This is a genomic window from Pseudonocardia sp. Ae331_Ps2, from assembly GCF_001932405.1.
Classification (GTDB): Bacteria; Actinomycetota; Actinomycetes; order Mycobacteriales; family Pseudonocardiaceae; genus Pseudonocardia.
Window position 1 is genome coordinate 3,316,495 of sequence record NZ_MCIM01000001.1, and the last position, 18,666, is coordinate 3,335,160.

At 72.9% G+C, this 18,666-nt stretch carries 15 protein-coding genes and 1 pseudogene; 9 read left to right on the forward strand and 7 right to left on the reverse strand.

Annotation, left to right across the window (positions count from 1 at the left end):
• Complete coding sequence (gene boxC, locus Ae331Ps2_RS15995; RefSeq protein WP_075312272.1) at positions 1-1,710, reverse strand: 2,3-epoxybenzoyl-CoA dihydrolase; 1,710 nt, start codon at positions 1,708-1,710, stop codon at positions 1-3.
• Between the two features lie 179 nt (positions 1,711-1,889).
• On the opposite strand from boxC, the gene Ae331Ps2_RS16000 reads away from it, so the two are divergent.
• The 3 genes from Ae331Ps2_RS16000 (at position 1,890) to Ae331Ps2_RS16010 (ending at position 5,618) form a co-directional block, all read left to right on the forward strand.
• Positions 1,890-3,392, forward strand: coding sequence for an insulinase family protein (locus Ae331Ps2_RS16000; RefSeq protein ID WP_075307967.1), 1,503 nt, complete (start codon positions 1,890-1,892; stop codon positions 3,390-3,392).
• 107 nt (positions 3,393-3,499) lie between these two features.
• Positions 3,500-5,002 carry an insulinase family protein gene (locus Ae331Ps2_RS16005; protein WP_139318795.1) on the forward strand — a complete coding sequence of 501 codons (1,503 nt, stop codon included), beginning with the start codon at positions 3,500-3,502 and terminating at the stop codon, positions 5,000-5,002.
• A gap of 64 nt (positions 5,003-5,066) precedes the next feature.
• Positions 5,067-5,618, forward strand: coding sequence for a DUF3558 family protein (locus Ae331Ps2_RS16010; RefSeq protein WP_158071456.1), 552 nt, complete (start codon positions 5,067-5,069; stop codon positions 5,616-5,618).
• Positions 5,619-5,657: 39 nt separating this feature from the next.
• Here the strand turns inward: Ae331Ps2_RS16010 and Ae331Ps2_RS16015 are convergent, their stop codons facing one another.
• Together Ae331Ps2_RS16015 and Ae331Ps2_RS16020 are read right to left on the reverse strand one after the other, a co-directional pair.
• Positions 5,658-6,101: a hypothetical protein gene (locus Ae331Ps2_RS16015; protein ID WP_020625596.1), complete on the reverse strand. Its 444-nt coding sequence runs from the start codon at positions 6,099-6,101 to the stop codon at positions 5,658-5,660.
• 93 nt (positions 6,102-6,194) lie between these two features.
• Entirely contained in the window at positions 6,195-7,859 is a 1,665-nt protein-coding gene (locus tag Ae331Ps2_RS16020; protein ID WP_083695623.1) for a benzoate-CoA ligase family protein, read from the reverse strand.
• A gap of 126 nt (positions 7,860-7,985) precedes the next feature.
• Here Ae331Ps2_RS16020 and Ae331Ps2_RS16025 point away from each other — a divergent pair, with 126 nt between their 5' ends.
• The 5 genes from Ae331Ps2_RS16025 to Ae331Ps2_RS16045 all read left to right on the forward strand — a co-directional run bounded on the left by Ae331Ps2_RS16025 (position 7,986) and on the right by Ae331Ps2_RS16045 (position 13,451).
• Positions 7,986-8,789, forward strand: coding sequence for a PIG-L family deacetylase (locus Ae331Ps2_RS16025; RefSeq protein WP_075307961.1), 804 nt, complete (start codon positions 7,986-7,988; stop codon positions 8,787-8,789).
• Between the two features lie 274 nt (positions 8,790-9,063).
• A complete protein-coding gene (gene ctaD, locus Ae331Ps2_RS16030) occupies positions 9,064-10,818 on the forward strand; it encodes a cytochrome c oxidase subunit I (protein WP_043280148.1) in 1,755 nt (584 codons plus the stop codon).
• A gap of 47 nt (positions 10,819-10,865) precedes the next feature.
• Positions 10,866-12,077: a phosphoserine phosphatase SerB gene (gene serB / locus Ae331Ps2_RS16035; RefSeq protein WP_371336383.1), complete on the forward strand. Its 1,212-nt coding sequence runs from the start codon at positions 10,866-10,868 to the stop codon at positions 12,075-12,077.
• The gene (locus tag Ae331Ps2_RS16040; protein ID WP_075307957.1) at positions 12,074-12,829 is read left to right on the forward strand and encodes a peptidyl-tRNA hydrolase; all 756 of its coding nucleotides are present in this window, start codon (positions 12,074-12,076) and stop codon (positions 12,827-12,829) included. Before serB ends, Ae331Ps2_RS16040 begins: the two co-directional genes overlap by 4 nt.
• Before the next feature lie 10 nt (positions 12,830-12,839).
• Entirely contained in the window at positions 12,840-13,451 is a 612-nt protein-coding gene (locus Ae331Ps2_RS16045; protein ID WP_075307955.1) for a carboxymuconolactone decarboxylase family protein, read from the forward strand.
• Here the strand turns inward: Ae331Ps2_RS16045 and Ae331Ps2_RS16050 are convergent, their stop codons facing one another.
• The gene (locus Ae331Ps2_RS16050; protein ID WP_075307953.1) at positions 13,452-13,868 is read right to left on the reverse strand and encodes an organic hydroperoxide resistance protein; all 417 of its coding nucleotides are present in this window, start codon (positions 13,866-13,868) and stop codon (positions 13,452-13,454) included.
• A 72-nt stretch (positions 13,869-13,940) separates the two neighbouring features.
• Positions 13,941-15,911 (reverse strand): ATP-dependent DNA helicase, encoded by a 1,971-nt coding sequence (locus tag Ae331Ps2_RS16055; protein WP_249265384.1) that lies wholly within the window; start codon positions 15,909-15,911, stop codon positions 13,941-13,943.
• 268 nt (positions 15,912-16,179) lie between these two features.
• On the opposite strand from Ae331Ps2_RS16055, the gene Ae331Ps2_RS16060 reads away from it, so the two are divergent.
• On the forward strand, positions 16,180-17,070 hold the full coding sequence (locus Ae331Ps2_RS16060; protein WP_020625605.1) for a thioesterase family protein: 891 nt from the start codon (positions 16,180-16,182) through the stop codon (positions 17,068-17,070).
• A gap of 766 nt (positions 17,071-17,836) precedes the next feature.
• On the opposite strand, the gene Ae331Ps2_RS16065 is transcribed toward Ae331Ps2_RS16060, so the two are convergent.
• Together Ae331Ps2_RS16065 and Ae331Ps2_RS32585 are read right to left on the reverse strand one after the other, a co-directional pair.
• Complete coding sequence (locus Ae331Ps2_RS16065) at positions 17,837-18,463, reverse strand: MBL fold metallo-hydrolase (protein ID WP_075307949.1); 627 nt, start codon at positions 18,461-18,463, stop codon at positions 17,837-17,839.
• Positions 18,463-18,666 (reverse strand): annotated as a pseudogene (locus tag Ae331Ps2_RS32585) (S-(hydroxymethyl)mycothiol dehydrogenase); the annotation flags it as partial. The gene Ae331Ps2_RS16065 and the pseudogene Ae331Ps2_RS32585, both read right to left, overlap by 1 nt.

Genomic DNA, 18,666 nt, shown 5'->3' on the forward strand with positions numbered 1-18,666 from the left:
TCACACCCGCTTGCGGTCGAAGTCGGCCCTGCGGCCCGTGCCGTACTTGCGCAGCGCGCCCTCCGGCCCGGAGGCGTTCGGCCGCACGAAGATCCAGTTCTGCCAGGCGGTGAGCCGGCCGAAGATGCGGCTCTCCATCGTCTCCGGCCCGACGAACCGGTGGTTGGCCTCCATCCCGGTCAGCGCGTCCGGCGACAGCGAGGCCCGCTCCTCGAGCATGATGCGGACCTCGTCGTCCCAGTCGATGTCGTCCGGGGCGTCGGTGACCAGGCCCAGCTCCAGCGCCTCGCCCGCGGTGAGGCGGCGCCCCACCTCCTTGCGCAGCACGGCGACGTGGTCGTCGTCGCCGTGGAAGCGGCTCGCCAGCCGGGACGGCCCGTTGGGCATCGGGAACGTGCCGAAGTTCGACGCCGTGAGCATGATCTGGGCCTCGTCGCCCTGCTCGTCGCCGTCCTCGTCGAGCGTGCCGTCGAGCATGTACTGGCGGTCGCAGGCCAGAGCCAGCTCCAGCAGCGCCCCGGCGAAGCAGGAGCCCGGCTCGATCAGCGCGATCAGGCTGCGGCTGGTCACGTCCAGGCGCTTGAGGGTGCGCTTGAAGTAGTGCCGGATCTCGTTGACCAGCCAGTCGTCGCCGGAGTGCTGCTCGATGACGCGCTCGAACGCCAGCGCGTCCTCGACGTCGCCCCGGGTGCGGATCACCCAGGTGCCCAGCTCCGGTTCGTTGCTGCGCAGCCGCAGGACCAGGTCGTCGAGCTGGCGGGTCACGGCCAGCGGCCAGAAGTCCGCGCCGAGGGCGTGGACGCGCTCGATGCTCTCCGGGACACCGCCCGCGGGACCGTCGACGGTGATCTCCACGAGGCCGCGGTCGCGGTCGAACTCCGCCCGCACGTGCGGGTAGGTGATGCCGTCGGCGGTCTCGGTGCGCTCCAGCGGGGGCAGCTCGATCCCCTCGCCCGCGGGCAGCCGGGTCGACGCCGCCGCGGCCTCGACCGCCCGCTCGGCCACCGTGGAGTCCCAGCGGCGCTTCGGGATCACCTCGTCGACGAGCTTCCACTCGACGGCCTGCTTCCCGCCGAAGCCCTCGGGCTTCGTCGCGAACACGTCGGCGCGGTCCTTGCGGACGCGGCGCTTGTCGGTGACACGGGTGAGGCCGCCGGTGCCGGGCAGCACGCCCAGCAGCGGGACCTCGGGCAGGGAGACGGTGGAGGAGTTGTCGTCGATCAGCAGGATCCGCTCGCAGGCCAGCGCCATCTCGTAGCCGCCGCCGGCGGCAGTGCCGTTGACGGCGGCGATCCAGGTCTGGCCGGAGTGCGCGGTCGCGTCCTCGATGCCGTTGCGGGTCTCGTTGGTGAACTTGCAGAAGTTCACCTTCCACGGGTGCGAGGACCCGGCGAGCATCCGGATGTTCGCGCCCGCGCAGAAGTTGCGGTCCTTCGCGCTGGTCAGCACGACGGCCCTGACCTGCGGATGGGTGAAGCGCAGGCGCTGGGTGATGTCGTGGAGCTCGATGTCGACGCCGAGGTCGTAGGAGTTCATCTTGAGCTCGTAGCCGGGGACGAGGCCGCCCGCCTCGTCGACGTCGAGCCGCACGTACGCGACCCTGGGGTCGTCCGGGTCGATCGCGAGCTGCCAGTGCCGGTAGCCCGACGGGTCGCGGTCGAAGTCCACCCGGGGGACGTCCGTGCCGGCGGCCGGGTCGTCACTGCTCATGGAGTCCACTCCTCCTCGCGTCGCTGCGACGCTGTAAAGACTACAACCAAGCGACGCTGCGACGGAAGAGTGTGGAGTGTTTGGGGTCACGGACGGTGCCGGTGTCAGTCCGTCCACATGAGCCACCGTTCCGGTGAGCTCCGAGGTCACGGGGTGGATCTCCGCTAGCGTCCACGGGCATGACGGTCACGGCAGCCGGCCCGGTGCGGCGCACCACGGTCGACGGGGTCCCGGTGCTCTGGGTCGATACGGCGGGGCCGCTCCACGCGGAGCTCCTGTTCGGGGTTGGCCGTGCCGACGAGACGTTCCGGACGACCGGCATCACCCACCTCGTCGAGCACCTGGTCATGCGCTCGCTCGGCGATCTCGACCACGACGCGAACGCCGGGGTCTCGCTGCTGACGACCGGGTTCGAGGTGAGCGGGCCGCCCGCGGTCGTCGTCGACCACCTGCGTCGCCTGTGCGGGGCGATCGCCCGGCTGGACCTGGACCCGATCGAGGCCGAACGACGGGTGCTGCTCGCCGAGGAGGAGACCCATCCGGCGTCGTCGGTGCCCGCCTGGCCGCTGTCCCTGCGCTACGGCTGCCGGGGGCCGGGCCTGGCGTTCCAACGCCAGCTCGGCGTGTACCTGGTGTCGCCCGACGCCGTGCGGGACTGGGCGCAGCGATGGCTGCACCGCGACAACGCGGCGCTGGTGCTCACCGGGCCGCCGCCGCCCGGGCTGACCCTTCCGCTGCCCGACGGGCCGGCGCCGCAGCACTCCATGCCCCCGCCGCTGCCGCATCCGACACCGGCGTGGATCGAGCAGGTGATCGACGGGTTGATCGTCGCGATGATCGGTCCGGACACCGCGGAGACCACCGCCGCGCTGGCGATTCTCCGTGACCGCCTCACCCGGGCGCTGCGCCACGACGCCGGCCTCGTCTACGACGTCGACACCGAGGTCGAGCGGCTGCCCGGAGACCTGGCCGCGATCGGGATCGGGCTGGGCATCGGCGGCCGCCCCGAGCACGCCCCGGCGCTGCGCGACACCTTCCTCGCCGTCATCGACGAGCTCTGCGCGTCCGGGCCGACCGACGCGGAGCTGGAGCGCAACCGCCGTCGGTGCCTCGCCGAGGTCGACGACGAGCACGACACGCTGCAGTGGCGCGCCTACGAGGAGGCCAGGACCCTGCTGGTCGGGACGGCGGCGGGCTGGCCGCGCATCGAACGCACCCTGGCCGGCGTCGCCGCCGAGGACGTCCGTGCCGCGATCGTGGCCCTGCGTGCGTCGATGACCCTCGGGGTGCCCCTGGACGGGGGAGTGGCGTCGCTGCCCCGGCGGCACGCGCCGCATCCGTGGCCGGCAGGGGGCCGGGTCTTCCGGCGGGCCCTGTTCGGCGCCTACCTGCCCCGGGGGTCGCAGCTGATGATCGGCAGGTCCTCCGTCACCCTGCAGATCCCGCAGGAGTGCCCGGAAACCGTCGCGTTCGCCGACGTGGTCGGTGTGGGGAGCGAGGACGGGCCGGGCGGCGACCGGGACCCGATCCTCGTCATCCACGGCGTCGACGGTACGGCTCTCATCGTCCGTGCGAAGGACTGGCGCGGCGGTCACGAGGCACTGGAGCTGCTCCGCGCGGCGCTGCCGCCGGAGGCCGTGTACACGACGCCGGAGCCGTTGCGCGTCATCGTGTCCGACTGAGTCGGTGCCTGCGGATCCGCCGGCTTCGGTGCCCGTCCGTCCACATGAGCCACCGGTTCCGGTGAATCCCGAGGTCGCGGACGGGATCCGCGCTAGCGTCACCGGGTATGACGGCTACGGCTGCCCACCCCGTGCGCCGCACCACGGTCGATGGGATTCCGGTGTTCTGGGTCGACCTGCCGGGGCCGCTGCACGCCGAGCTCGTGTTCGGTGTCGGGCGGGCCGACGAGACGTTCCGGACGACCGGCATCACCCACCTCGTCGAGCACCTGGTCATGCGTCGGCTCGGGGAGCTGGACCACACGGCGAACGCCGCCGTCTCCCTCCTGCTCACCGGGTTCGAGGTGACCGGGGAGCCGCAGGTGGTGGTCGACCACCTCACCCGGCTGTGCGGGGCGATCCGATGGCCGGATCTCACCGAGATCGACCGCGAGCGCAGCGTGCTCGTCGCGGAGGAGCTGGCCCACCCGACCTCGCCGCTGGCGTCGCTGCCGCTGGCGCAGCGCTACGGCAACCTCGGACCCGGCCTGGCGTTCTGCCGACAGCTCGGGGTGCACCTCGTCACGTCGCAGGACGTGCGGGACTGGATGGCGCGGTGGCTGCACCGGTCCAACGCGGCGTTGGTGCTCACCGGCCCGCCGCCGCCCGGACTCGGGCTGCCGTTGCAGGACGGCCCGGCACCTCGTCGAGCGCTCCCGCGGCCGCTGCCCGGGATCACGCCGAGCTGGACCGAGCTGCCGATCGACGGTGTCCTCGCGACGATGCACGGACCGGACACCGCGGAGACCGCGACCGCGCTGTCGGTCCTCGACGACCGGCTCACCCGACGGCTGCGGCACGAGGCCGGACTCGTCTACGGCATCGACGTCGCGCTCGAACAGCTGCCCGGCGGCGTCGCCATCGGCCTCGGGCTGGGGCTCACCGGGCGCGCGGAGCACGTGCCGGTGCTGCGCGACACCTTCCTGTCCGTCCTCGACGAGCTGTGCGTCACCGGCCCGACCCCCGCGGAGCTCGAGCGCGACCGGCAGCGGTGCCGGTCCGACATCGCCGACGACCGCGACATCGCCTGGTTGCGCGCCTACGACGAGGCCGCGGCGCTGCTGGCCGGCACCGTCCGCAGCTGGGACCGGGTGGAGTCGACGCTCGCCGGGCTCACCCGTGAGGACGTACGGGCCGCCGCCGGGACGCTGCGGGCGTCGATGACGCTCGGCGTTCCGGAAGGGGCGCAGCCCGGGTCACTGCCGGAACGGCGGGCGGCGCACCGCTGGCCCGCCACCGGGCGGCTGTTCAGACGGTCCCGCTTCAGGTCGTGGATGCCACGGGGCTCGCAGCTGACGATCGGCCGCTCCGCGCTGTCGCTGCACGTACCGGGACAGCCGGTGACGACCATCCCGTACGGCGAGGTGGTCGGGATGGGGACCGAGCCCGGCCCGGCGGGCGACGACGACCGCATGGTCGTCGTCCACGGTTCCGACGGCGAGATGATCGTCGTGCGGGCGTGGGACTGGCGCGGCGGCTCCGCGGCCCTGGACCTGCTGCATGCCGCCGTCCCGAGCGAGGCGGTGTTCGCGACCCCGGAGCCGCTGCGGCTGCTGGCCGACGACGACTGATCTCACCCCCGTGGACTTCCCGGATCGGCCGTGCCCGCGACCCCGGCCGGGCATGATCCGGGCCGTGATCCACACGATGCACCGCACCCGGCTCGCGGGCCTCGCGCTCGCCACCCTGACCGTGGCCCTGCCCCTGCTCGCCGGCTGCGCCGGCGCTGGCGGCGGATCCGCCGTCGCCCCGACGGCAGACGCCCCCGCTGCGGCGAACCTCTCGGTGCCGCCCTGCTCCCTCGTCCCCGACGGCGAGCTGTCCGGCCTCGGCCTCACCGGGCCGGGGAAGGCCACCGGGCAGCCCGCGCCCAGCTGCCGCTGGGACACCGCCGGCACCGGCGGGGGCACGACCGGGTTCTCGTACTCGATCCCGACCACGCTGATCGTCGCCGCGCAGCCCGGCGCCTACGACGCCGGTCTCGCCCAGCTGCGGGCCCAGGGCAGCACCCTCACCGAGGAGGCCCTCGACGGGCGCCGCGCCGCGGTGTCGGAGACCGAGGGCACCTGCATGGCCGTCGTCGACGCCGGGTCGGGGGCGCTGTCGGTGGTCGCGTCGGCCCCGACGGATCCCTGCGGCGCGGCCCGGCGGATCCTGGAGACCGCGCTGCGGACCGCCGGGGCCTGAGTCGCCACCGGGGTCCCAGTCACCCCCGGGGTCCGGGTCTCAGCCCCGGTTGCGCACCGCCGCGGACGGGACCTGCTTGCGCAGCTCACCCGTGTCGTTGCGGACGAAGCCCCGTGCGGTGAGCCAGCCGGTCACCGGCTCGGGGTCGGGGTGGCCGTGCGGCACGACGTTGTAGAGGTAGTTCAGCCGCCGCCGGCCCGCCTCGGCCTCCAGACGCTCCAGCACGAACGAGCCGACGCCGGTGTGCCGGGCCGCGGGGGCGACCAGGACCAGGATCTCGGCGTCGCCCCAGCTGCCGTCGAGCCTGCCGTAGGCGACGGTCGCGCCGTCGGCGTCCTCGACGCGCCACCACTCGTCGCCGAGCGGGTCGCCGTCCCCGGGCCGGCCGAGGCCGAACAGCGCGGGGTCGAGCCCGTCGAGCACCCGGCGCTTGCGGTCGTCCCAGGTCGCGGGGGTCTCCGGGATCCAGTCCCACGTGTCCACGCCGCCTCCTCGCCGTCGGTGCATCCGGTGAGTGAACCCCGCCGGGTCACTCCGGGTCGAGCGAACGTCCTACATCGAGACACCCCGGGGGCCTCAGACCACGGTCTCCGGGGTGCCGGGGTGGCCGGTGGCCCCCGGCAGGGCGGCGGCGTGCGCGCGCAGCCGGTAGCGCTGGATCTTCCCGGTGGGGGTCTTGGGCAGCTCGTCGACGGTGACCACGGCGCGCGGCCGCTTGAACGCGGCCAGCCCCTCGCGGCAGAACGCGACCAGCTCGCTCTCCGACGGCGCCGCCACCGGGTCGCGGGGCACCACGAACGCGACCGGCTTGTCCAGTCCGTCGTCGTCCGGGATCCCGACGACGACCGCCTCCACGAGCCCCGGGTGCTCCAGCAGGCGGGTCTCGACCTCGCCGGGGGAGACCCAGATGCCCCCGACCTTCAGGACGTCGTCGGCCCGGCCCAGGCAGGTCCACGACCCGTCCTCGCCGCGGACGTACTGGTCGCCGGTACGCATCCAGCGGCCCTGGAACACCGCGCGGTTGACCTCGGTGCGACACCAGTAGCCGGTGCACACCGAGTCGCCCGCGACGTAGAGCATGCCCTGCTCGCCGGGGCCGTCGATGACGCTGCCGTCCGGCCGTCGCAGCTCCACCTCGTAGCCGGGGACCGGGAAGCCGGAGCTGCCCGGGACGACCTCGCCCGGCCGGTTGGAGATGAAGATGTGCAGTGCCTCGGTGGAGCCGATGCCGTCGAGGACCTCGAAGCCGTAGCGGTCGAGCACACCGTGGAACATCCGCGCGGGCAGCGCCTCGCCCGCCGAGGCGCCGCGGCGCACGGTGGCGAACCGCTCGCGCGGCAGCTCGGCGGCGATCATCGGGCCCCAGAAGCTGGGGACGGCGAAGAACAGCGTCGCGCCGTGCTGCTCGACGAGGCGGGAGTAGTGCTCCGGGTCCGGCCGGGACGGTTCGAGGACCGTGCAGGCGCCGACCGACAGCGGGAAGAACATCGAGTTGCCGATGCCGTAGGCGAAGAACAGCTTCGCGACCGAGAGGCAGACGTCGTCGCGGCGGATGCCGAGGACCTGTCGGCCGTAGGTGTCGGCGACGAACCGGATGTCGTCGTGCCGGTGCATGGCGCCCTTGGGCTTGCCGGTCGTGCCCGAGGTGTAGAGCCACAGCGCCTGGGACTCCGGCCAGGTCGGGTGCGGCTCGGGCAGCGGGTCGGCGCCCTCGAGCAGTGCGTCCCAGGTGAGCGAGGTGACTCCGGTGACCAGCGGGTCCGCCCCGGTGAGCACCACGCGCTCCAGGTCGGGCGCCTGCGCGACGGCCTCGGTGAGGTGCGCGGCGAAGGCCTCGCCGCCGATCACCGTGGTCGCCCGCGAGTCCCGGACGAGCACGGCCAGCTCGCGCCCGGTCAGCATCGTCGAGCAGGGCACGGCGACCGCGCCGGCCCACAGGGTCGCGAGGATCGCGGTGAACAGCTCGACGTCGTCGGGCATCACGAGCAGCACCCGCTGCTCGGGCCGTACGCCGGCCCGGCGCAGGGCCCCGGCGACGAGCCGGACCCGGTCGGTCAGGGCGGCGTAGCTGAGCGAGCCGCCGGGGTACCGGACGGCGGTGCGGGCGCCGTCCCCGGCCTCGACCCTGGCCGCGGTCAGGTGCGCGGCGGCGTTGAAGACCGGCGCCTCCTGTGCGCTGCGGGGGACGGGCACGGTGGTGCGGCGGGAATCGACGTTGTCGACGCTGACGACATCGGCCATGGTGGGTGGCTCCTGTGCCGGTTCGGGGAGCTGTGATGCTACACACATCCGACGGCGCGTCAACGGTCTGTAGATCGACGACGGCCCGGTGCGGGGCGGGCGGGGCCGGCTCCTAGGCTCACCGGCGTGGGGACCCTCGTCAGCTTCCATGCCCATCCCGACGACGAGTCGATCGGCACCGCGGGCACGCTCGCCAAGGCCGCCGCGCTCGGCCACCGCGTCGTCCTCGTCTTCGCCACCCGTGGCGAGCTGGGGGAGCCGGTGCCCGGCGTCCTGGCCGAGGGGGAGCAGCTGCCGGTGCGCCGCTCCGCGGAGTGCCACGAGTCGGCCCGCGTGCTGGGTGTGGCCCGCGTGGAGTTCCTCGGCTACGTCGACTCCGGGATGATGGGCGAGCCGTCCAACGACGCCCCCTACTGCTTCTGGCAGGCCTCGGTGGAGCACGCGGCCAAGCGGCTCGCGCTGATCCTCGAGGAGGAGGAGGCCGACGTCCTCACCACCTACGACGACAACGGCGGCTACGGCCACCCCGACCACATCCAGGTGCACCGGGTGGGTGCCCGCGCGGGCGAGCTCGCCGGGGTGCCGGTCGTCGCGCAGAACACCACCAACCGGGACTGGCTGCTGCGCGGGATGAAGGGACTGCGCGCCGACGGCGGCGCCGACTTCTCCCTCGACATCCCCGACGACCCGTCGTTCGGCAAGCCCGAGTCCGAGATCACCCACCGGGTCGAGGCCGTCGAGTACGCCGAGGCCAAGCGCGCCTCGATGCGCGCACACGCCAGCCAGATGGGGCCCGACCACTTCCTGCTGGCGATGCCGGACCCGGTGTTCGCGATGGGGCTGGGCACCGAGTTCTACATCGTCGACGCCCAGCCCAACCCGGCCAGCGCGCCGGAGCTCTGGACCGAGGTCTTCGAGCCGCTGCGGTGACGCCCCGCGCCGGTTCCGGGCAGTGCCGGGCGCGCCACGCCGCCACCGTCGCGGGCCCTCGCCCACCTGCCGGTCCGGCGAAGGGCGCCCTGAGTGCGCGGTCGGGGACTGTCGGTTCTACTCTCCGTAGAGCACAATCGGCGCGCGCCGTGCGACGAGCCGGGACCCACGAAGTGGATCTCCCGGACCGGACGGGCGCCGCTCGCCGGTCGGGAAGTAGAGTCTGCCCGTCCGCGAGGACGTGCTCAGGTCAGGCAAGTGCATGGAGGCCCAGGTGACAGCCGTCGAGCCCAAGCCGATCTCGACGCGCCCGTATCCGGCGCGGCGTGAGGGCAAGGGATCCACGTTCCTCAAGATGTTGAGGACGACGGACCCGAAGGACATCGCGATCCTCTATCTGACGACGTCGTTCGGCTTCTTCGCCGTCGGCGGTGTCATGGCGCTGCTGATCCGCGCCGAGCTCGCACGGCCGGAGCTGCAGTTCCTGTCGACCGAGCAGTACAACCAGCTGTTCACCATGCACGGCACGATCATGCTGCTGCTGTTCGCGACGCCGATCGTCTTCGGTTTCGCGAACTACATCGTGCCGCTGCAGATCGGTGCCCCCGACGTCGCGTTCCCGCGGCTCAACTCGTTCTCCTACTGGCTGTACCTGTTCGGCGGCATCATCGTCGTCTCCGGCTTCCTGACCCCGGGCGGCGCGGCGGACTTCGGCTGGTTCGCCTACACCCCGCTGTCGGACGCGGTGCGGTCGCCGGGGCCGGGCGGTGACCTCTGGATCATGGGTCTGGTCGTCTCCGGTCTGGGCACGATCCTCGGTGGCGTCAACTTCGTGACGACCATCGTCTGCATGCGTGCGCCGGGCATGACGATGTTCCGGATGCCGATCTTCACCTGGAACATCTTCATCACCGCGCTGCTGGTGCTGATCGCGTTCCCGATCCTGACCGCCGCGCTGCTCGCGCTGGCCGCGGACCGCCACCTCGGCGCCCAGATCTTCAACCCCGCCAACGGCGGTGTGGTGCTCTGGCAGCACCTGTTCTGGTTCTTCGGCCATCCGGAGGTCTACATCGTCGCGTTGCCGTTCTTCGGCATCGTGTCCGAGATCTTCCCGGTGTTCGCCCGCAAGCCGATCTTCGGTTACAAGGGCCTGGTCTTCGCGACCATCGCCATCGCGGCGCTGTCGGTCGCGGTGTGGGCGCACCACATGTACGCCACCGGCGCGATCATGCTCTCGTTCTTCGCCTTCACCACGTTCCTCATCGCCATCCCGACGGGCGTCAAGTTCGTCAACTGGATCGGCACCCTGTGGAAGGGCAAGATCACCTACGAGACGCCGATGCTGTTCTCGGTCGGCTTCCTCGTCACGTTCCTCTTCGGCGGCCTGACCGGCATCCTGCTCGCGATGCCGCCGGTGGACTTCCACGTGTCGGACACCTACTTCGTGGTCGCGCACTTCCACTACGTGCTCTACGGCACGATCGTGTTCGCGACCTTCGGCGGGATCTACTTCTGGTTCCCGAAGATGACCGGCCGGTTCCTCGACGAGAAGCTCGGCAAGATCCACTTCTGGCTGACCTTCGTCGGGTTCCACCTGACGTTCCTGGTGCAGCACTGGCTGGGCAACGAGGGCTACCCGCGTCGCTACGCGGACTACCTGCCCTCTGACGGCTTCACGACGCTGAACACGATCTCCTCGATCGGTGCGTTCATCCTCGGTGCCTCGACGCTGCCGTTCTTCTACAACGTCTTCAAGAGCTACCGGTTCGGCCGGGTCTGCACCGTCGACGACCCGTGGGGCTTCGGCAACTCGCTGGAGTGGGCGACCTCGTCGCCGCCGCCGCGGCACAACTTCACCGAGCTGCCCCGGATCCGCTCCGAGCGCCCGGCGTTCGACCTGCACTACCCGCACCTGGTCGAGAAGGCGCGCGCCGAGGCGCACGTCGGCAATCGGGCGCACCCGAGCGAGGTGCTCGCGCAGGAGGTCGGCAAGGAGTCCATGCCGGACAGCGACCCCAAGTCGAAGTAGTGACCCCAGTACTTCCCGGTCCGGCCCGGCCCACCGTGCTCGTCACGGTGACCGGGCCGGACCGTCCTGGTGTCAGCTCCGTGCTGTTCACCGCGCTGACCGCGGCCGGTGTCGAGCTGCTCGACCTGGAACAGGTCGTGGTCAACGGCCGGCTCACCCTGGGCGCGCTGGTCGTGCCCGAGGGGGACCCGGAGGATCTGCAGGACACGGTCGGCGCGGCGATGGACTCCATCGCCATGAGCGTGCACATCGAGATCCAGCGCGACGGCCGCCGGGCCACCCGGACGCCGTCGACGCACGTCGTCACGGTGCTGGGCCGGCCGATCACGGCCCGCGCGTTCGGCGCGATCGCCGCGGAGCTTGCGGCGGTCGGCGCCAACATCGACTCCATCCGCCGGGTCGCCGACTACCCGGTGACCGGGCTGGAGCTGCTCGTCTCCCCGGTCCCCCAGGGTGACGCCGACGCCTACCCGCCCGGCACGCTGCGCAAGCGGCTGGTCCGGGTGGCGCGGCAGGCGGGCGTCGACGTCGCGGTGTCCCGGGCCGGGCTGTCCCGGCGCAGCAAGCGGCTCATCGTGTTCGACGTGGACTCCACCCTGATCCAGGGCGAGGTCATCGAGATGCTCGCCGCCCGTGCCGGGGCCGACGTCGAGGCCGAGGTCCGCCGGGTCACCGAGGAGGCCATGGCCGGCCGCCTCGACTTCACCGAATCGCTGACCCGGCGCGTCGCAGCCCTGGAGGGGCTGCCCGCTTCCGTCGTCGACGAGGTGGCCGCCGAGATCGAGCTGACGCCCGGTGCCCGCACCACGATCCGCACGCTGCGCCGGCTCGGCTATCGCTGCGGCGTCGTATCGGGTGGGTTCACGCAGGTCATCGCCGGGCTCGCGCGCGAGCTCAAGCTCGACTTCGTCGCCGCGAACGAGCTGGAGATCTCCGGGGGGAAGCTGACCGGACGGGTGGTCGGCGAGGTCGTCGACCGGGCCGGGAAGGCCGTCGCGCTGCGCCGGTTCGCCGCGGCCCACGACATCCCGCTGGAGCAGTCGGTCGCGGTCGGCGACGGCGCGAACGACATCGACATGCTCTCCACCGCCGGGCTCGGCGTCGCGTTCAACGCCAAGCCGGCGCTGCGCGAGGTCGCCGACACCTCGGTGTCGGTGCCCTACCTCGACGTCGTGCTGTTCGTCCTGGGCATCACCCGTACCGAGGTCGAGGCCGCTGACGCCGCCGAGGGCGTGCTGCGCCGGGTCCCGCTGGCGTGACCGCTCCCGCACCGGTGCTGGCGCTGCTCGCGGGCCGTTACGGAGCCGGGGCCCGCGGCCGGGACATCGCGCCGGAGGCCGACGGCGTCGTGCGGGCGATGCCGGTCGTGCTGCGCATCGAGCGCGACCCGCTGCCCGTGCGCACCGCGCTGCTGGAGGCGGCGGCCACCGCGGCGCTCGCCGTCTGCACCGACCCGCGGGCCCAGCCCGGTGGCGACTGGCACGATGCCGTCGCCCCGTGGGTGGACGGACGCATCCGCAAGATCGCGCGGCGGGCCCGTGGCGCGCACTGGCGCGCCGTGGCGGAGCTCCCCGGCGTGACGGTGCGGGTCGGTGACGCCGAGGTCCGCGCCCTGCTGCCCGGCCCGGTCGACGACGTGCCGAAGGTCGTCGCACGGCTGCAGATCGGCGGTACAGAGCTGCCCGCCGACGAGCCCGGCCCACCCGACCCGGACGCCCCGCTGGTGTTGCTGTCACCGCACGCCGAGATGACCGTTGGCAAGGCCGCCGCGCAGGTCGGGCACGCCACCATGCTGCTCGGTGCGGCCGCCGGGTGGCCGGTCGGCGCGGCACCGGTGTGCGCGGTGCGCACCGCGGACCCGGCCACCTGGGCGCGCCTGGCCCCGCCCGCCGACGACGGCACCGACGGCGTCGTCGGGGTGCGCGACGCGGGTTTCACCGAGGTCGACCCGGGCACCATGACCTGCCTGGCAGTGGCTCACGCCGCGTTTGCGGCCGGACCACGGCGGTGATCCACCGGGTGTGACCACACACCCGCCTGCCGGCGCCCGGGACTGGGGCGGCCGGCTGCCCCGCAACGAGACCCTCGACCTCGACGACGAGCAGCGCGCCGCCGTCGACCGGATCCGCTCCGGCACGGCCCGCTGGGCCGAGGAGTCCGGCTTCGCCGCGACCGACGACGAGGGCGGCCTCATCGGCCCGTTCAACGCGTTCGTGCTGCGCCCGCGCCCGGGCACGGCGTTCAACCGGTGGGTCGCGACCGACCAGCAGGAGTCGTCCCTGCCGGCGACCGTGCGCGAGGTCGTCATCCTGACCGTCGGCGCGGCCTGGGGCGCCGCCTACGAGCTGTACGCGCACACCGCCGTCGCCCGCTCGGTGGGGCTGGACGAGAACGCGGTGCAGGCCCTGCTCGACGGAACCGCGGCCCAGGTGCTGACCGGCGACGAGCTCGTCGTGCACCGGTTCGTCGACGAGCTGGTCCGCACCCACCGGGTCACCGACGACACCTACGCCGCGGCCGAGGCCGCGATCGGCCGCGACGGGGTGCTCGACACCGTCCACCTGACCGGCATGTACCTGTCGGTGTCGGCGCTGCTCAACGCCTTCGAGATCCCGGCGCCGGACGGTCCCTGATCAGACCGTGGCGGTGAGGGTGACCTCGACGTTGCCGCGGGTCGCCTTCGAGTAGGGGCACACCTGGTGCGCCGCCTCGACCAGCTCGTCGGCGGCCGACTGCTCCAGGCCCGGAAGGTGGGCGGTGATGTCGGCGGCGACGTGGAAGCTCACGTCGTCGGGCTGCAGCTGGATGGTCGCGGTGACCTGTGCGTCGTCCGGGACGGCGACCTTCGCCTTCCGGGCCGCCAGCCGCAGCGCGCCGTGGAAGCAGGCCGCGTAGGCGGCGGCGAAGAGCTGCTCGGGGTTGGTGGCGCCGCCGGGGCCGCCCAGCTCCGGCGGCATCTTCAGGTCCTGGTCGATGAAGCCGTCCTCGCTGCGGATGTGGCCGTCGCGGCCGCCGCCGGTCGAGGTGGCCTCGGTCGTGTAGTTCGCCATGGGTACTCCTCCGATTTCATTGGTTGTGCGCAATCTATCTCGGGAGGAGGGTCGTCCGCCGTATGGAGCCGGTCACGAGGACCCGCGCAGCCGGCGCAGCGCGCCGTGCACCTTCTCGCGGTCGCTGGTCTCCCAGAACGGGGGCAGGCTCGCCCGCAGGAACCCGCCGTAGCGCGCGGTCGCGATCCGCGGGTCCAGGATGGCGACGACGCCGCGGTCGTCGGTGGCGCGCAGCAGCCGCCCGGCGCCCTGGGCGAGCAGCAGCGCCGCGTGCGTCGCCGACACCGACAGGAAGCCGTTGCCGCCCCGGGCGTCGGTGGCCTTCTGCCGGGCCGCGACCAGCGGGTCGTCCGGGCGGGGGAACGGGATGCGGTCGATGATCACGCAGGACAGCGACGGGCCGGGCACGTCGACGCCCTGCCACAGCGACAGCGTGCCGAACAGCGAGGTCTCCGGGTCTTCGGCGAACCGTTTGACCAGCAGCATCGTGGAGTCGTCGCCCTGGCACAGCAGGGGCGTGTCGAGCTTTCCGCGCAGGGCCTCGGTGGCCTGCTTCGCCGCGCGGATGGAGGAGAACAGACCCAGCGTGCGGCCCCCGGCGGCGCGCACGAGTCCCTCGATCTCCTCGAGGGTCTCCGGCGCCAGCCCGTCGCGGCCCGGGTTGGGCAGCCGGCGCGCCAGGTAGAGGATCCCGGACTTGGCGTGCGCGAACGGCGAACCGACGTCGAGGCCCTGCCAGCGCGGCGCCTCCGGGTCCTGGACGGGGCCGTGCCCCTCGTCGACGCTCGACGGCGGGGTGGAGCCGGCCTCCTTGGGCTGCGCGGCGGGCAGGCCCCACTGCCGGGCCAGCGCGTCGAACGACCCGCCCAGGGCCAGCGTCGCGGAGGTCAACACGGTGGTACGGGTGTTGAACAGCCGCTCGCGCAGCAGCCCGCCCACCGACAGCGGTGCGACCCGCAGCACCTTGTGCCGGGACCCGTCCGGCCCCTGTTCGCCCAGCCAGACGACGTCACGGCGCTTGGCCGCGTCGGTCTCCTTGAACGTCTCGAGCAGCCGCGCGGCGGTGTCGACGACCTCGTCGAGCACGGCCTGGGCGAGCTTGCGGGCGGCCGCGCCCTCCGGGTCGGAGTCGTCACTGCGCTTGTTCGCGCCCATCGCCTGCCGGCAGCCCGCCCCGGCCGACAGGATGGCGTTCAGCGCGCCCGCGGCGGCGGTGGACAGCGACTCCCAGCGCCCGGGGGGCATGTCCTCCAGCACCGCCGCCAGGCCCTCACCGGCCTCCGCGAGCCGGTCCGCGGTGTCCTGGTCGACGAGCTTGCCGCAGCGCCGGGCCGCGGTCGCGACCGTGCCCGCGGTGAGCTCGGCGGTCGCCGCGCCGGTCACCCGGTCCACCAGCTCGTGCGCCTCGTCGACGATCACGACGTCGTGCTCGGGCAGCACCTGCGCCTCGCCCATCGCGTCGATCGCGAGCAGCGCGTGGTTGGTGACGACGATGTCCGCCCGACCCGCCTCGGCCTTCGCCTTCTCCGCGAAGCAGTCCTCACCGACCGGGCAGCGGCTCGCGCCCAGGCACTCCCGCGCCGTCACCGACACCTGCCGCCACGCGGAGTCCGGGACGCCGGGGACCAGCTCGTCGCGGTCCCCGGTCTCGGTGTCCGAGGACCACTCGTGCAGCCGCTTCACCTGCCGCCCGAGCGCCGAGATGGCGAACGCGTCGAACAGCTGGTCCGCCTCGTCGGCGGTGTCTCCCATGTCCCCGTGCAGCTTGTTCATGCACAGGTAGTTGCGCCGCCCCTTGAGGATGGCGAACGTGGGCTCGCGACCCAGCACCTGCTTCAGGCTCTTCGCGACGCGCGGCAGGTCCCGGTCCACGAGCTGGCGTTGGAGCGCGATCGTCGCCGTCGAGACCACGACCGTGGTGTCACGGGCGATCGCGTGCCGGATGGCGGGCAAGAGGTAGGCCAGCGACTTCCCGGTGCCGGTGCCCGCCTGCACGGCCAGGTGCTCCCCGGACGACAGCGAGCGGCGCACCGCGTCGGCCATCCGGTCCTGACCCTCGCGGCGCGCACCGCCGACCGAGGTGACGGCCACCTCGAGCAGCTCGTGCACACCGGGCAGGTCCTGGGTACGCACGGGGGCCGTCGAGGGGGGAGGCACGTTCGGCAGGTTACCGAGCACCTCCGACAGGCCCGGCCGTGACCGGGCCGCCCGGCACCCGGGACCGCGCACCCGGTGTATCCGGACAGCTCACCAGGTGTGATATCCGACGGCCGGTTGCCGGTGAGCGGCGACACAGCGTCACGATGGAGGGGTGACAGCAACCATCACCACGCCGACCGTGCCCGAGCCCGGGATGTTCCCGGTGCTGATCGAGCACGAGGCCCGGTACGCCGACCTCGACCCGAGCCGCCGGATCGGCCGCGACGCCCTGGTGCGCTGGTTCGAGGACGCCCGCGTCGCCGTCGAGCGCGACACCTTCGGCGCCGACCTCGTCGCCCGCCTGCAGTCCCGCGTACGACTGCTGCTCGCCGCCATCCGAGTGGACGTGCTGGCCCCGCTGCGGGTCGCCGGCTCCTACCGGATCGGCGTCGGCGTCAGCCACATCGGCACCACGTCGTTCTCCTACCGCTACGCGGTCTTCGCCGGCGACGAGTGCGTCGCCACCGGTGAGTCCACCTCGGTGCACACCGACGGCACCGCCCCGGCCCCGCTGACCGACGAGGTCCGCGGCGCCCTGACGACGCTGCGCATCGACGCCCCGGCCCCGAGCCGTCCCGACCGCGGTGAGGCCCGCGCGGTCCGTGAGAACTACCCGTTCCGCTGGGACGTGCGGACCCGCTTCACCGACCTGGACACCAACCGCCACGTCAACAACGTCGCGCTGGCGGCCTGGTACCTCGACGGCCTCGCCGAGCTGCACTCCGACGTGCTCGGGTACCCGGCGGGCGGCCCGCTCGACGGGCTGTCCCCGTCGTCGCTGTCGGTGCAGTACCTCGAGGAGGTCCACTACCCGGGCATCTACCAGCTCCGCGTCGCGGTCACCGACATCGGCGAGGACACCGTCCGCTACGTCTGCGGCCTGTTCGACGAGCGCCGGCTGATCGGTCTCGCCGAGGCCGAGGGCTTCCACCACGCCCCGGGCGAGGACGGCGACCCGGTCGAGCTGGCCGAGAAGCTCGCCCCGTTCCGCTTCCGGGGCTGAACCGCCGGGGGCCGTGCCCCGTCACGGCCCCCGCCCCTCGCCCTCGGCCGCCCCTCGTTCCGCCGACCCTCGTTCGGCGCCGCCCCCCGTTACGCGCTGCCCGCCGCCCCGCGCTGTCCTCGTTCCGCGCTGTCTGCTCGACCGGTCGCCGAGATGCAGCTCAGCGGGGTCCGTGGCTCACGCGAGCCCGCTGAGCTGCATCTCGGCGCAGGTGCTCCCTGCGACGTGCAGGCCCGGGCCGTCCGCGCGCCCGCCCCGGCTGTGCCGGCCTGTCCCCGCTCTCCGGCCGCGTGCGCGCGCCCTCCGGCGGCACGTCCGGCCGTGAACCCCGGCCGTGAACCCCGGCCGTGAACCCCGGCCGCGGTCCTCGGCTGCGGTGCTCGGGTGCGCTGGGGCGGGTCCGTCCGGTCGCGCCGTACGGCGTGCTCAGCTCATGCGTGGTGCTTCCCGTTGCCCGGGTACCCGGCCGCTGTCACGACCCGTTTCGGCGCTGTGGGCGGCCCGGCGGCCGTACCGCTGTGCGCGGCGCAGCCGGCGCGATCGTCGCAGTTCGTGGGCGACCAGCCGATGTTCGTGGAGTACCCGGCCGGCCGCTTCGCCCGGCGGGTCCCCGTCGGGCCTGCTCCCATGCCGGTGGTCGGTCGCCGAGATGCAGCTCAGGGGGAGTCGTGGCTCGTCCGAGCCCGCTGAGCTGCATCTCGGTGTAGGAACCGCTGCGGCCCGGCCCCTGGGTGTGAGGGGCCGGGCCGCAGGTGGGGGTGTCGGGTCAGGATCGGTTGCGGATCCATTCGTCGAGGTGGGGTGCTTCGTCGCCGATGGTGGTGGGGTCTCCGTGTCCGGTGCGGACGCGGGTGTCGGCGGGGAGGGTGAGCAGGGTGGTGCGGATGGACTCGATGATGGTGTCGAAGTTGGAGTAGGAGCGTCCGGTGGCGCCGGGTCCGCCCTGGAACAGGGTGTCGCCGGTGAACACGATGCCGAGTTCGGGTGCGTAGAGGCAGGACGAGCCCGGTGAGTGGCCGGGGGTCTGCAGCACCCGCAGGTCGATCCCGCCCGCGGTCAGGGTCTGCCCGTCGGACAGTTCCTGGTCGGGTGTGCGGTCGGGCCAGGTCATGTCCCACAGGACGTGTTCGGCGGGGTTGAGCAGGATCGGTGCGTCGAAGCGGTCGGCGAGGGTGGGTGCTTGGTTGATGTGGTCGTCGTGGGCGTGGGTGCACACGATGGCCTTCACGGTGCGGTCGCCGACGGCGTGGGTGATGGCGTCGGCGTCGTGGGCGGCGTCGATGACGAACACTTCGTGGTCGTCGCCGATGATCCAGACGTTGTTGTCGACGTCGAAGGATCCGCCGTCGAGGTTGAACGTCCCGGAGGTGACGACGTGATCGATGGGGGCCATCAGAGGATCACGACCGAGCGGAGGACGTCACCGGCGTGCATTTTGTCGAAGGCGGTTTCGATGTCGTCGATGCTGATGGTTTCGGTGACGAACTTGTCGAGGGGGAAGCGGCCTTGGAGGTAGAGGTCGATGTAGGTGGGGAAGTCGCGTGAGGGTAGGCAGTCGCCGTACCAGGAGGATGTGAGGGCGCCGCCGCGGCCGAA

What these genes read in the sequence shown, in the direction of transcription:
- boxC (WP_075312272.1), bottom strand. Translation starts at nt 1,710, where the DNA reads ATGAGCAGTGACGACCCGGCCGCCGGCACGGACGTCCCCCGGGTGGAC.
- Ae331Ps2_RS16000 (WP_075307967.1), top strand. Translation starts at nt 1,890, where the DNA reads ATGACGGTCACGGCAGCCGGCCCGGTGCGGCGCACCACGGTCGACGGG.
- Ae331Ps2_RS16005 (WP_139318795.1), top strand. Translation starts at nt 3,500, where the DNA reads ATGACGGCTACGGCTGCCCACCCCGTGCGCCGCACCACGGTCGATGGG.
- Ae331Ps2_RS16020 (WP_083695623.1), bottom strand. Translation starts at nt 7,859, where the DNA reads ATGGCCGATGTCGTCAGCGTCGACAACGTCGATTCCCGCCGCACCACC.
- Ae331Ps2_RS16050 (WP_075307953.1), bottom strand. Translation starts at nt 13,868, where the DNA reads ATGGCGAACTACACGACCGAGGCCACCTCGACCGGCGGCGGCCGCGAC.
- Ae331Ps2_RS16055 (WP_249265384.1), bottom strand. Translation starts at nt 15,911, where the DNA reads ATGGCCGACGCGGTGCGCCGCTCGCTGTCGTCCGGGGAGCACCTGGCC.
- Ae331Ps2_RS16065 (WP_075307949.1), bottom strand. Translation starts at nt 18,463, where the DNA reads ATGGCCCCCATCGATCACGTCGTCACCTCCGGGACGTTCAACCTCGAC.